Raw genomic sequence first — 13014 nt, 5'->3', positions numbered from 1 at the left:
CCCTCAGCCCCTCTTCAGCAGCAGGCGGGCCTCGCCCACCGTGATCACGGAACCGGTCACCAGGACCCCGGCCCCACCGTATTCGGCCTCTTCCTCCGCCAGGGTGATCGCCGCCTCCAGGGCGTCGTCCAGCCGCGGCTCCACCTGCACCCGGTCCGCGCCGAAGACCTCGACCGCGACGCCCGCCAGCTCGTCCGCGCCCAGCGCCCGGTGGCTGGAGTTCTCCGTCACCACCACCTCCGCGAAGATCGGCTCGAAGGCCTCCAGCACCCCGCGGACGTCCTTGCCCTCGCTCGCGGCCACGACCCCGATCAGCCGGCTGAAGCCGAAGGACTCGGTGACCGCCTCCGCGGTGGCCACCGCGCCCGCCGGGTTGTGCGCCGCGTCCAGGACCACCGTCGGGCTGCGCCGCACGACCTCCATGCGGCCCGGCGAGGACACCGAGGCGAAGGCCTTGCGCACGGTGTCCAGGTCCAGGACCCGGGCGTGCTCCTGGCCGATCCCGAAGAAGGCCTCGACGGCGGCCAGCGCCACCGCCGCGTTGTGCGCCATGTGCGCGCCGTACAGCGGCAGGAAGATGCCGTCGTACTCGCCGCCCACACCGCGCAGCGTCAGCTGCTGGCCGCCGACCGCGACCTCGCGCGAGACGACGCCGAACTCCATGCCCTCGCGGGCCACCGTGGCGTCCACCTCGACGGCCTTCTTCAGCAGCACCTGCGCCGCGTCCACCGGCTGCTGGGCCAGGATCACGGTCGCGTCCTGCTTGACGATGCCGCCCTTCTCCACGGCGATCTCACCGGGCGTGGAGCCGAGCCGGTCGGTGTGGTCCAGGCTGATCGGGGTGACCACGGCGACGGACGCGTCGATGACGTTGGTCGCGTCCCAGCTGCCGCCCATGCCGACCTCGACCACGGCCACGTCCACCGGGGCGTCCGCGAAGGCCGCGTAGGCCATCCCGGTGAGCACCTCGAAGAAGGACAGCCGGTACTCCTCGGAGGCGTCGACCATCTCCACGTACGGCTTGATGTCGTGGTACGTCTCGACGAACCGCTCGGCGGTGATCGGCGCCCCGTCGAGGCTGATCCGCTCGGTGATCGACTGCACGTGCGGGCTGGTGTAGCGCCCGGTGCGCAGCTCGAAGGCGTTCAGCAGGGCCTCGATCATGCGGGCCGTGCTCGTCTTGCCGTTGGTGCCGGTGATGTGGATGGACGGGTACGCGCGCTGTGGCTCGCCCAGCACGTCCATCAGCGCCGCGATCCGCGACACCGAGGGCTCCAGCTTGGTCTCGCCCCAGCGGGTGGCGAGCTCCTGCTCCACCTCCAGCAACGCCTTGGCGGCCTCCGGGTCGACGGGCCTGGCGGGTACCGGGTCGCCCTGGGGCGGTCCGGCCTGGGCGCGCAGGGTGCGGCTACCGGCCTCGATCACCGCCAGGTCGGGGTCGCGGTCGGACTCTTCCGCCACGATCTGGTCGAACTCGTCGAAGGTTCCGGCGAGGTCGTCGTTGTCGTCGCGGTCGTGGCTCTCGGGCTGCTGGTCACTCACAGGGCCAGTCTACGGACGGGGACCCGGGGGACTTTCGGCCCGGCCGTTTCGGGACCTCCGGCGCCCGGAGCGACCGGATCGTTATGCAAGCCTTGCGGCAGGAGATAGGGGAATAAATGCCGCAGGCCAGCAGCAAAAAGACAGCATCCAGCCGCGACATAGGGATCGACCTGGGCACCGCCAACACCCTCGTCTACGCACGGGGGCACGGGATCGTCCTCAATGAGCCGTCCGTGGTCGCCGTGAAGGCGGGCACCACCACCGCCCTGGCCGTCGGTACGGACGCCAAGGAGACCATCGGCCGCACCCCCGGCTCCATCACCGCGATCCGCCCGCTCAGGGGCGGTGTGATCTGCGACTACGAGGCCGCTGAGGAGATGATCCGGCACTTCGTCCGCAAGGCCGTACCGGGTCGGCGGCCCCGCACCCGGATGGTGATCTGCGTGCCCTCCGGCGTCACCCCGGTCGAGCGGCGGGCGATCGTCCAGGCGTCCACCCGGGCCGGAGCCAAGGTCGTGCACCTGATCGAGGAGCCGATGGCCGCGGCGATCGGCGCCGGGCTGCCCGTGGCCGAACCCCGCGGCTCCATGGTCGTGGACATCGGCGGCGGCACCTCCGAGGTCGCCGTCATCTCCCTGGGCGGCATCGTCACGTCCAGGTCGCTGCGCGTCGGCGGGGACCGGCTCGACGCGGCGGTCATGGACCACGTACGCAAGGAACACGCGCTGCTCATCGGGGAGCGCACCGCCGAGGACGTCAAGCTCGGCATCGGATCGGCCTGGCCGGTCCCGGACCGGCCGGAGCTGGAGACGCGCACCTTCACCGTGCGCGGCCGCGAGAAGGTCGGCGGCATGCCCAAGGCCCTCCGGCTGACCGCCCGGGACGTCCGGGCCGCGCTCGACGAGCCGGTCGAGGCGATCATCGCCGCCGTGCGCACCACCCTGGAGGAGTGCCCGCCGGAGCTGTCCGGTGACGTGATGGAGCACGGCATCGTGCTGACCGGCGGCGGCGCGCTGCTGCCCGGCCTGGACCTGCGGATGGCTTCCGCCACGGGCATCCCGGTCTTCGTCGCGGACAACCCGCTGGACTGCGTGGCGCTGGGCTCCGGCCGGTGCGTGGAGGACCTGGACACCCTGGGCGGCCTGCCGGCCTCGGCGCGGGGCTAACCCCGCGGGAGGGTGGCGACCACCTCGTACGAGTCCCGCGTGCGCCTCGCCGTCAGGGTCCCGCCCAGGCTGCGTACGCGCTCGGACATGCTCGCCGTGCCCGAGCCCGCCGAGACGGGGGCCCGGCCCGGGGTCCGGGCCGGCAGCGCGTTGCTGACCGCTATCCGCAGCCGCGGGCCGTCCGCCGTGATCGACACGTCGATGGTCTCCCCGTGCGCGTGCTTGGCGGCATTGGTCAGACACTCCTGCACCACCCGGTAGACCGCCGCCTGCCGCAGCGGGGAGAGCCCGTGCACGTCCCGGTCCATGGCGAGCCGGACGGGCGAACCGGCCCGCCCGCTCTCCTCGGCGAGCGCCGGCAGCCCGTCCACGCCCGGGGTCGAGGCCCGCTCCCCGCGCTGCACGATGATCTCGTTGAGCACCAGATGGGCCCGCCGCGCGGTGTCGGCGAGCTCCTCGAAGTCCGGCCCGTACGCCGTCTCGCGCGCCCGCATCGACAGCACCTCGGAGCGGACCGTGAGCAGGGTCAGCTCGCGCCCGACGAAGTCGTGGACGTCGCGGGCCACGGAGGTGCGCTCCTGCTGGACGGCGTGGAGCACGGCGGACTCGGCCCGCCGTGCCGTCAGCTCCCCCACCAGGTCGTGCCGGTAGGCGGCGATGCCCACCGCGGAGGCGAGCACCCCGATGGGCACGACCACGCTCAGGAACCCGCTGAGGGTCTGCCCCGCGGGCTCGGGCCAGCCCGGCAGGACGAACATGACCAGCGCGAAGGCGACGTAGCCGAGCGTGGCGAGGATCCCGGCCCGGCGCCCGCGGTACCGGCCCACCGAGTAGAGGGCGAACTGGATCAGGGTGAGCTCGTGCAGCCACCCGATGAAGAGCAGCGCGGCCAGGTACGAGATCCAGGGCTGCCGGCGGCGCACCAGCAGGGTGGTGCAGCCGAGGGCGAGGACGACGGCGGCGGTGGGCCCGGTCAGCGAGTTGTCGGCCGCGGCGAGACCCGGGAGGTCGAGGGCCATCAGGCCGAGGCAGCCGAGTGCGGTGAGCACGTCCACGGCCCGCGGCGACCCGGCCCAGCTCTCGGTGAGCCGGCGGCCGGAAGCCACCAGCCGGTCGAAGGCCGGGACGACGGGCTTGACGCGCATGCCCTCCATCATCCGTGGTCAGCGCTTCGGTTCGGATCACCCAGAACTGAAAACGGAGTGATTTAGGGCACTTCGGACAGTCGTCCGCCGTGACACCGGCCCCCGCACGGGGAAGGGATACGGCGAAGGCCCCCGCGTCGACCGACGGTGCGGGGGCCTTCTCCCATGCGTACGTACCGGGTGCTAGGCGGCCGGCAGGCCGTCCAGCTGCGCCTGGAGCCGGGCGATGTCCGCCTCGGCCTTGGCGAGCCGGCCCTTGATCTTGTCCACGACGTTGTCCGGGGCCTTGGCGATGAACGCCTCGTTCCCGAGCTTCGCCTCGGCCTGCTGCTTCTCCTTCTCCGCGGCGCCCAGGTCCTTCGTCAGGCGCTTGCGCTCGGCCGCCACGTCGATGGTGCCCGACAGGTCGAGCGCGACGGTGCCGCCGGCGACCGGGAGGGTCGCGGTGGCGCTGAAGGAGTCGCCCTCCGGCTGGAGGCGCAGCAGCTGCCGGATGGCCGCCTCGTGCGCGCCCAGCGCGGTGGCGCCCAGCTCCAGACGGGCCGGAACCTTCTGGCCGTCCTGCAGACCCTGCTCCTTGCGGAAGCGGCGGACCTCGGTGATCACCGACTGGACGGAGGCGATCTCCGCCTCGGCGGCCTCGTCGCGGAAGCCGCTGTCCTTCGGCCAGTCGGCGATGACGAGGGACTCGCCGCCGGTCAGCGTGGTCCACAGCGTCTCGGTGACGAAGGGGACGACCGGGTGCAGCAGCCGCAGCATGACGTCGATGACCTCGCCGAGGACCCGGCCGGAGACCTTGGCCTGCTCGCCGCCCGCGAAGAAGGTCGTCTTGGACAGCTCGACGTACCAGTCGAAGACCTCGTCCCACGCGAAGTGGTAGAGCGCCTCGCTGAGCTTCGAGAACTGGTAGTCCTCGTAGTAGGCGTCGACCTGCGCGACCGTCTTGTTCAGCCGGGACAGGATCCAGCGGTCGGTGGCCGACAGCCGCTCGACGGGCGGCAGCTCGCCCTCGATCGTGGCGCCGTTCATCAGCGCGAAGCGGGTGGCGTTCCAGATCTTGTTGGCGAACTTGCTGGACGCCTGGACCCAGTCCTCGCCGATCGGGACGTCCGCGCCCGGGTTGGCGCCCTTGGCCAGGGTGAAGCGGACGGCGTCGGAGCCGTACTTGTCCATCCAGTCCAGCGGGTCGACCGCGTTCGGGTTCGACTTCGACATCTTCTTGCCGAACTCGTCGCGGACCAGGCCGGTCAGCGCGATGGTGTGGAACGGGGCCACGCCGTCCATGGCGTACAGGCCGAACATCATCATCCGGGCGACCCAGAAGAAGATGATGTCGTGGCCGGTGAGCAGGACGTCGGTGGCGTAGAACTTCTCCAGGTCCGGGGTCCGCTCCGGCCAGCCGAGGGTGGAGAAGGGCCACAGACCGGAGGAGAACCAGGTGTCCAGGACGTCGGGGTCCTGCCGCCAGCCCTCGCCGGCGGGCGGCTGCTCGTCGGGTCCGACGCAGACGACCTGGCCCTCGGGGCCGTACCAGATCGGGATGCGGTGGCCCCACCACAGCTGGCGCGAGATGCACCAGTCGTGCATGTTGTCGACCCAGTCGAAGTAGCGCTTCGACATGTCCTCGGGGTGGATCTTGACGCGGCCGTCGCGGACGGCGTCGCCGGCCGCCTGGGCCAGCGGGCCGACCTTGACCCACCACTGCATCGACAGGCGCGGCTCGACGGTGGTCTTGCAGCGCGAGCAGTGCCCGACGGAGTGCATGTACGGGCGCTTCTCGGCGACGATGCGGCCCTGCTCGCGCAGTGCGCCGACGATCGCCGAACGGGCCTCGAAACGGTCCAGGCCGAGGAAGGGGCCGTGGACGGTGATCACGCCGTGCTCGTCCATGACCGTCAGCGACTGCAGGTCGTGGCGCTGGCCGATCGCGAAGTCGTTCGGGTCGTGCGCCGGGGTCACCTTGACGGCGCCGGTGCCGAACTCCGGGTCGACGTGCGTGTCCGCGACGACCGGGATCGTGCGGTCGGTCAGCGGCAGCTTGATCTGCTTGCCGATGAGGTGGGCGTAGCGCTCGTCGTCGGGGTGGACGGCGACCGCCGTGTCACCGAGCATCGTCTCGGCGCGGGTGGTGGCGACGACCAGGCTGTCCTCGCCCTCGCCGTAGCGGATGGAGACGAGCTCACCGGCGTCGTCCTGGTACTCCACCTCGATGTCGGAGATGGCGGTCAGACAGCGCGGGCACCAGTTGATGATGCGCTCGGCACGGTAGATGAGTTCGTCGTCGTAGAGCCGCTTGAAGATCGTCTGGACGGCCTTGGACAGGCCCTCGTCCATGGTGAAGCGCTCACGCGACCAGTCGACGCCGTCGCCGAGGCGGCGCATCTGGCCGAGGATCTTGCCGCCGTACTCTTCCTTCCACTTCCAGACCCGGTCGGTGAACTCCTCGCGGCCCAGGTCGTGGCGGGACTTGCCCTCCTCGGCGAGCTGCTGCTCGACCTTGTTCTGGGTGGCGATACCGGCGTGGTCCATCCCGGGCAGCCAGAGCGACTCGTAGCCCTGCATCCGCTTGCGGCGGGTCAGGGCGTCCATGAGCGTGTGCTGGAAGGCGTGCCCCAGGTGCAGGGAGCCGGTGACGTTCGGGGGCGGAATGACGATCGTGTACGCAGGCTTCTCGCTCTTGGCGTCCGCCTCGAAGTAACCGCGCTCTACCCAGCGCTCGTAGAGCTTCCCTTCTACCTCGGCCGGCGCGTACGTGGTCGGCAGTTCGGAGGTGGGGCTGCTGGGTGTCTGCGTGTTCTCGGTCACGGGGCACAGTTTAGAGCGGTAACAGTCCAGTCATGAAACCGGTATTCCCGGGGCCCGGCGCCCTGCCCGCCGCCGGCTTCCGTCAGGATGTGTGAAACGAATAAGCAACCTCATTGGGGGACGCGGGATGAGCTACAACCAGCCAGGGCCCTACGGGCAGCAGCCCCAGCAGCCGGGACCGTACGGGCAGCAGCCCCCGCCGCCGCCGGGGCCGTACGGCCAGCCCGCCCCCCAGCCCAACCCCTACGGCCAGCCCGCGGCCCCGCAGCCGGGCTACGGCTATCCGCAGCAGCCGGGTGTCCCCCCGCAGGGCTACCCCCAGCAGCCCCCGACGCCGGCGTACGGCCACCCGCAGCAGCAGGCCCCGTACGGCGGCCAGCCCCCGAAGAAGTCCAAGGCCGGTGTGATCATCGGCGCGGTCGTCGCGGTCGCGGTGATCGCGGGCGGCGGCTGGTACCTCCTGGGCGGCGGCGCGGGCGGCAACATCTCCGCGGACACCAAGGGCTACAAGCTGGTCGCCCCGGAGTCGGTGGACGACTTCAAGAAGGACTCGAAGTACAAGGAGAAGCCCTTCACCGACGAGGACAAGAAGGAGACCGAGGCAGCGGGCGTCAAGAATCCGACCCAGGTGGGCATGGACTACCTGGCCGGCGACCCGAAGAACCCGCTGACGGCCAAGGGCCTCAAATTCTCGGGCGTCTACGGCGAGATCGCCGACCCGGAGAAGTCGGTGGACGGCTACTTCGCGAAGCTCCGGGTGGAGGCCGCCAAGGACGGCAAGTCCGACGTGCAGCTCGTCGGCAGCCCGAAGACGATGTCCCCGGCCAACTTCAAGGGCGCCGTCATGAAGTGCCAGGACATCAAGTTCGTCTCGAAGGACGCGACCGCCAAGGGGCCCAAGGAGGCCACGCTCCCCTTCTGCGTCTGGGGTGACTACAGCACCCTGAGCATGATCAGCGCCTCGGACGTGGCCTCCATCCTGGCGGGCAAGCCCGGTTACACCCAGGAGCAGGCCGCCGAGCTGGCCGCGAAGCTCTACAACACCGCCCGCGTCAAGAAGTAACGGCGCGCACGGCACACGCAGAAGGGGCGCCCCGGCCGGGGCGCCCCTTCTGCGTACGGCTTGTCCGCGTGTCGGCTACGCCGACTTCTCGTGCGGGCCCTGGTCCTTCGGGACGATCCGGGGGACCAGCGTCGGGTTGACGTTGGAGCGGACCACGTCCGAGGTGATGACCACGCGGGCCACGTCCTTGCGGGACGGGACCTCGTACATCACCGACATCAGGACCTCTTCCATGATGGCGCGCAGGCCGCGCGCGCCCGTCTGGCGGAGGATCGCCTGGTCCGCGATGGCCTCCAGCGCCTCGCGCTCGAAGTCCAGCTCCACACCGTCGAGTTCGAACAGCCGCTGGTACTGCTTCACCAGCGCGTTGCGCGGCTCGATCAGGATCTGGAGCAGGGCCTCACGGTCCAGGTTGTGCACGGAGGTCAGCACGGGGAGGCGGCCGATGAACTCGGGGATCATCCCGAACTTCACCAGGTCCTCCGGCATGACCTCCTGGAACTGGTCGCTGGCCTCGATCTCGCGCTTCGAGCGGATCGTCGCCCCGAAGCCGATGCCCTTGGCACCCGCACGCGACTCGATGATCTTCTCCAGGCCGGCGAAGGCGCCGCCCACGATGAAGAGCACGTTCGTCGTGTCGATCTGGATGAACTCCTGGTGCGGGTGCTTCCGGCCGCCCTGCGGCGGTACGGAGGCGGTCGTGCCTTCCAGGATCTTCAGGAGGGCCTGCTGCACGCCCTCGCCGCTCACGTCGCGCGTGATCGACGGGTTCTCGCTCTTGCGGGCCACCTTGTCGATCTCGTCGATGTAGATGATCCCGGTCTCGGCCTTCTTGACGTCGTAGTCGGCGGCCTGGATCAGCTTCAGCAGGATGTTCTCGACGTCCTCGCCGACGTACCCGGCCTCCGTCAGCGCCGTCGCGTCGGCGATGGCGAAGGGGACGTTCAGCATGCGGGCGAGGGTCTGCGCGAGCAGCGTCTTGCCCGAGCCCGTGGGGCCCAGCAGCAGGATGTTGGACTTCGCGAGCTCGATCGCGTCGTCCCGGCCCTGCGCGCCGCCGTTCTCGCCGGCCTGCACCCGCTTGTAGTGGTTGTAGACCGCTACCGAGAGGGCCTTCTTCGCCGGCTCCTGGCCGACGACGTAGCTCTCCAGGAACTCGTAGATCTCACGGGGCTTGGGGAGTTCCTCCCACCGGACCTCGGAGGTCTCCGCGAGCTCCTCTTCGATGATCTCGTTGCAGAGGTCGATGCACTCGTCGCAGATGTACACACCGGGTCCTGCGATGAGCTTCTTCACCTGCTTCTGGCTCTTTCCGCAGAACGAGCACTTGAGCAGATCGCCGCCGTCACCGATGCGTGCCACGAGGTGCTTCCCCTTCGCCTGGGAGACGCCTGGTTCAGCGCTCCTGGTGCCTCATATCCGACGGTACCTTGCCGGGGGCCCCGTGCGGGGCCCCCTTGACGTGGTTCACATCGCCGAATCCGACGACGTGCTCACGCCAACTGGTGGCAAGGATCAGGTCTTGCTGCTCTTACGGGTGGAGATGATCTGGTCGATCAGCCCGTATGCGAGCGCGTCCTCGGCCGTGAGGATCTTGTCGCGCTCGATGTCGTCGCGGATCTTCTCGATCGGCGTCGTCGAGTGCTTGGCCAGCATGGTCTCCAGCTGGTCACGCATGCGCAGGATCTCGTTGGCCGCGATCTCCAGGTCGGAGAGCTGCTCGCGGCCGGTGCCACCGGAGGGCTGGTGGATCAGCACGCGGGCGTTCGGCAGGGCCATGCGCTTGCCGGGGGTACCGGCGGCCAGCAGGACCGCGGCGGCGGAGGCCGCCTGGCCCATGCAGACCGTCTGGATGTCCGGCTTCACGAACTGCATCGTGTCGTAGATCGCCGTCAGCGCGGTGAAGGAGCCACCGGGGCTGTTGATGTAGATGGAGATGTCGCGGTCCGGGTCCATCGACTCAAGGCACAGCAGCTGCGCCATGACGTCGTTGGCGGACGCGTCGTCGATCTGCACGCCGAGGAAGATCACGCGCTCCTCGAAGAGCTTCGCGTACGGGTCGTACTCGCGCACGCCCTGCGAGGTGCGCTCGACGAAGCGCGGGATGACGTAGCGATTGTCCACCTGCGGGCCGGTGTAGAGGCCGCTCGCGGAGAAGTTGTTCTGCATCTGGGTGTTCACCATCCTGGTGGCGTTCTGCGGGCTGTCGGCTGACGGGTACTGACGGTGGGAGCCTGGATCAGGCCCCGGTGCCGCCGCCGCCCGGCGCGTTGGACGCGGCCGAGATGATCTCGTCGATGAGGCCGTAGTCCCTGGCCTCCTCGGCCGTGAACCAGCGGTCACGGTCACCGTCGCGGATGATCGCCTCGACGGTCTGGCCCGAGTGGAACGCGGTGATCTCGGCCATCCGCTGCTTGGTGCGCAGCAGGTACTGGGCCTGGATCTTGATGTCCGACGCGGTGCCGCCGATGCCGGCGGAGCCCTGGTGCATCAGGATGTCGGTGTTCGGCAGGGCGAAGCGCTTGCCCTTGGCGCCACCGGTGAGCAGGAACTGCCCCATCGAGGCGGCCATGCCCATACCGATGGTGACGACGTCGTTCGGGATGAACTGCATGGTGTCGTAGACGGCCATACCGGCCGTCACGGAGCCACCGGGGCTGTTGATGTAGAGGTAGATGTCCTTCTCCGGCTCGGCGGCCAGGAGCAGGAGCTGCGCGGTGATCTTGTTGGCGATGTCGTCGTCGACCTGCTGGCCGAGGAAGATGATCCGCTCGCCGAGCAGCCGGTTGTAGACATGGTCGCCGAGGCCGCCACCGATGGACGGCTCACCCGCGGCGTAAGGCTTCAGATTCGTCACGTATCCACCTGCTCGTCTCCGACGGCCATGTGCCGTCTCAGCGTCTCGTTCTGGGGTCCGGTCCGGCCGGAGCGGACGAGTCCGCCGGCGCCCGGGTACTCACGTGCCCTCGTATTCATGGACCCTAACGCGCAGGTAGGACAACGCCATCCCGCTTCCCGAACTGTTCGCTCGGAGCGCAAGGTCGGGGGGCCTTACGAGGCCCATGCCGAAGGGCCCGGACACGACTGTGTCCGGGCCCTTCGGGGCACTGCTCAGTGGGCTTCGCCCGGGGTGTTACTTGGCCTCTTCGGCCTTGACCTCGTCGTCACCGTCGACGGCGGCCTCGACGGTCTCGGCGGCCTGCTCCTCGTCCTCGTCGGACAGGTCCACGACCTCACCGTTGGTGTCGACGACCTTGGCGGCCTCGACGACGACCGCGAGGGCCTTGCCGCGGGCGACCTCGCCGACCAGCATCGGAACCTGGCCACCCTCGACCACGGCCTGGGCGAACTGGTCGGGGGACATGCCGGAGGACTGGGCGCGGCGCATGAGGTGCTCGGTGAGCTCCTCCTGGTTGACGCCCAGCTTCTCCTTGTTGACCAGCGCGTCGAGGACGAACTGGGTCTTGATGCCCTTGATCGCCTGCTCGGAGGTCTCGGCGTCGAACTCCTCGACCGTCTTGCCCTGGAACTCCAGGTACTTCTCGATGGTCAGACCCATCTGGCCGAGCTGGTGGTGCTCCAGGTTGTGCTTGCGGGTCTGGACCTCGTCCGCGAGCAGCTTCTCGGGGATCGGGACCTCGACGAGCTCCAGCAGCTTCTCCAGGACGCGCTCCTGGGCCTGCGTGGCCTGGTCGTACTGCTTCATGTTCTCGAGGCGCTTGCGGCTGTCCGCCTTGAGGTCCTCGATGGTGTCGAACTCGCTCGCGAGCTGCGCGAACTCGTCGTCCAGTGCCGGGAGCTCCTTGGCGGAGACCTTGGTGACCTTGACGGTGACCTCGGCGTCCTTGCCCTCGGCGGAGCCGCCCTTCAGCTGCGAGGTGAAGGTGGCCTCGCCGCCGGCCTCCAGGCCGGTGACGGCCTCGTCGATGCCCTCAAGGAGCTCGCCCGAGCCGATGGTGTAGGAGACGTCGGAGGCGACGCCGTCGGGCAGCACCTCGCCGTCGACCTTGGCCTCAAGGTCGATGGTGACGACGTCACCCTCGGCGGCGGCGCGCTCGACGTCCGTGGTGGACGCGAAGCGGCCGCGCAGCTGCTCGACGGACTTCTCGACGTCCTCGTCGGAGACCTCGATGGCGTCGACCTCGACCTCGATGCCGGAGAAGTCCGGGATCTCGATCTCGGGACGGACGTCGACCTCGGCGGTGAAGGCGAGGACCTCGCCGTCCTTCAGCTCGGTGATGTCCACGTCGGGCTGACCCAGCGGGTTCAGGTCGGCCTCGTTGACGGCCTCGGTGTAGAACTTCGGGAGCGCGTCGTTGACGGCCTCCTCCAGCACCGCACCGCGGCCGAAGCGCTGGTCGATGACGCGGGCCGGGATCTTGCCCTTACGGAAGCCCTTCACCGTGACCTGCTGGTTGATCTTCTTGTACGCCGCGTCGAGGCTGTCCTTGAGCTCCTCGAAGGGCACCTCAACAGTGAGCCGAACCCGAGTCGGGTTCAGGGTCTCCACGGCGCTCTTCACGGTTCGGTCTCCTTGTGGCTGACTGCTGGGGATTCTGCCGTCGCGCTGTGATTCAGCGGTTCGGCGGACTTCGGCCCGGTACATCAGACACACGGGCACGCAGCTTGCATAGTAACCGCAAGCGGCAATCAGCCCACAACGCGATCTTGTGGAGACACTGCTGATGGTCGGGGTGGCCGGATTCGAACCGACGACCTTCCGCTCCCAAAGCGGACGCGCTACCAAGCTGCGCCACACCCCGTCGGTGCGACACGTAGGGTACATGCCTGGAGACACTCTGATGCGCGGGGTTTCCCGAGGTATTTCGGGCGGACCTCCGCCACGGCGCCGAATGTGGTGTGCACCGACCGGGAGCGACCCGCTAGGATGCTGTCCGTGCCAAGGTCCCCGGACCTGCGGCGCGCGCGTTGCGGGTGTAGCTCAATGGTAGAGCACTAGTCTTCCAAACTAGCTACGCGGGTTCGATTCCCGTCACCCGCTCTGAAGTACGAAGGGCCAGGTCAGAGGAGGTTTCCTCCACCTGGCCCTTCGTCATTCCCGGGGATCCGGAAGGCGGCCCTGGTGCACAACGTCGCCATGGGTGCGCGGCGAGAATCCCGGTGGAGGTTCCGGCACAGGCAGACGCGCCCCATGGCCTGGACCTGGAGGGTGGCGGGCCCGGCCGGCCAGGCATGGATCCTGGCGACGCTTGCCGAGAACGGGCTGGAGTGGACCCCACCTCCGCTGCTCCCCGGCCTGCCCGGTGACATCCCCGCCTGACATCGACGACAC

At 69.3% G+C, this 13014-nt stretch carries 10 protein-coding genes and 2 tRNA genes; 4 read left to right on the top strand and 8 right to left on the bottom strand.

The window, feature by feature from the left end; genetic code table 11:
- Positions 1 to 3: 3 nt before the first annotated feature.
- Positions 4 to 1542 carry a bifunctional folylpolyglutamate synthase/dihydrofolate synthase gene (locus tag ACFY0D_RS19470; protein ID WP_390799429.1) on the bottom strand — a complete coding sequence of 513 codons (1539 nt, stop codon included), beginning with the start codon at positions 1540 to 1542 and terminating at the stop codon, positions 4 to 6.
- 116 nt (positions 1543 to 1658) lie between these two features.
- Between ACFY0D_RS19470 and ACFY0D_RS19465 the strand changes: the two genes are divergently transcribed.
- The gene (locus ACFY0D_RS19465) at positions 1659 to 2708 is read left to right on the top strand and encodes a rod shape-determining protein (RefSeq protein ID WP_390799428.1); all 1050 of its coding nucleotides are present in this window, start codon (positions 1659 to 1661) and stop codon (positions 2706 to 2708) included.
- Here ACFY0D_RS19465 and ACFY0D_RS19460 read toward each other — a convergent pair.
- Both ACFY0D_RS19460 and ACFY0D_RS19455 read right to left on the bottom strand, forming a co-directional pair.
- Complete coding sequence (locus tag ACFY0D_RS19460; protein ID WP_390799427.1) at positions 2705 to 3853, bottom strand: sensor histidine kinase; 1149 nt, start codon at positions 3851 to 3853, stop codon at positions 2705 to 2707. The genes ACFY0D_RS19465 and ACFY0D_RS19460 overlap by 4 nt on opposite strands.
- Positions 3854 to 4036: 183 nt before the next feature.
- Positions 4037 to 6658 carry a valine--tRNA ligase gene (locus ACFY0D_RS19455; protein WP_390799426.1) on the bottom strand — a complete coding sequence of 874 codons (2622 nt, stop codon included), beginning with the start codon at positions 6656 to 6658 and terminating at the stop codon, positions 4037 to 4039.
- Between the two features lie 127 nt (positions 6659 to 6785).
- Here ACFY0D_RS19455 and ACFY0D_RS19450 point away from each other — a divergent pair, with 127 nt between their 5' ends.
- Positions 6786 to 7721 (top strand): hypothetical protein, encoded by a 936-nt coding sequence (locus tag ACFY0D_RS19450; RefSeq protein ID WP_390799425.1) that lies wholly within the window; start codon positions 6786 to 6788, stop codon positions 7719 to 7721.
- A 75-nt stretch (positions 7722 to 7796) separates the two neighbouring features.
- Here ACFY0D_RS19450 and clpX read toward each other — a convergent pair whose 3' ends face one another.
- The 5 genes from clpX to ACFY0D_RS19425 form a co-directional block, all read right to left on the bottom strand.
- Positions 7797 to 9083, bottom strand: a complete 1287-nt coding sequence (gene clpX / locus ACFY0D_RS19445) for an ATP-dependent Clp protease ATP-binding subunit ClpX (RefSeq protein ID WP_301371147.1) — start codon at positions 9081 to 9083, stop codon at positions 7797 to 7799.
- Between the two features lie 153 nt (positions 9084 to 9236).
- Complete coding sequence (locus tag ACFY0D_RS19440; RefSeq protein ID WP_390799424.1) at positions 9237 to 9905, bottom strand: ATP-dependent Clp protease proteolytic subunit; 669 nt, start codon at positions 9903 to 9905, stop codon at positions 9237 to 9239.
- 55 nt (positions 9906 to 9960) lie between these two features.
- Positions 9961 to 10578 carry an ATP-dependent Clp protease proteolytic subunit gene (locus ACFY0D_RS19435; protein ID WP_390799423.1) on the bottom strand — a complete coding sequence of 206 codons (618 nt, stop codon included), beginning with the start codon at positions 10576 to 10578 and terminating at the stop codon, positions 9961 to 9963.
- Between the two features lie 276 nt (positions 10579 to 10854).
- On the bottom strand, positions 10855 to 12243 hold the full coding sequence (gene tig, locus ACFY0D_RS19430; protein ID WP_390799422.1) for a trigger factor: 1389 nt from the start codon (positions 12241 to 12243) through the stop codon (positions 10855 to 10857).
- A 164-nt stretch (positions 12244 to 12407) separates the two neighbouring features.
- A tRNA-Pro gene (locus ACFY0D_RS19425) sits at positions 12408 to 12484 on the bottom strand.
- 168 nt (positions 12485 to 12652) lie between these two features.
- Between ACFY0D_RS19425 and ACFY0D_RS19420 the strand changes: the two genes are divergently transcribed.
- Together ACFY0D_RS19420 and ACFY0D_RS19415 are read left to right on the top strand one after the other, a co-directional pair.
- Positions 12653 to 12723, top strand: a tRNA-Gly gene (locus ACFY0D_RS19420).
- Positions 12724 to 12873: 150 nt separating this feature from the next.
- The gene (locus ACFY0D_RS19415; protein WP_390799421.1) at positions 12874 to 13002 is read left to right on the top strand and encodes a hypothetical protein; all 129 of its coding nucleotides are present in this window, start codon (positions 12874 to 12876) and stop codon (positions 13000 to 13002) included.
- The last annotated feature ends 12 nt before the right edge of the window (positions 13003 to 13014 follow it).

Source organism: Streptomyces sp. NPDC001502, from assembly GCF_042894785.1.
Lineage (GTDB): Bacteria > Actinomycetota > Actinomycetes > Streptomycetales > Streptomycetaceae > Streptomyces > Streptomyces kutzneri.
The sequence above is the reverse complement of the archived record's forward strand: the minus strand, read 5'-3'. Positions and strand labels throughout refer to the sequence as shown.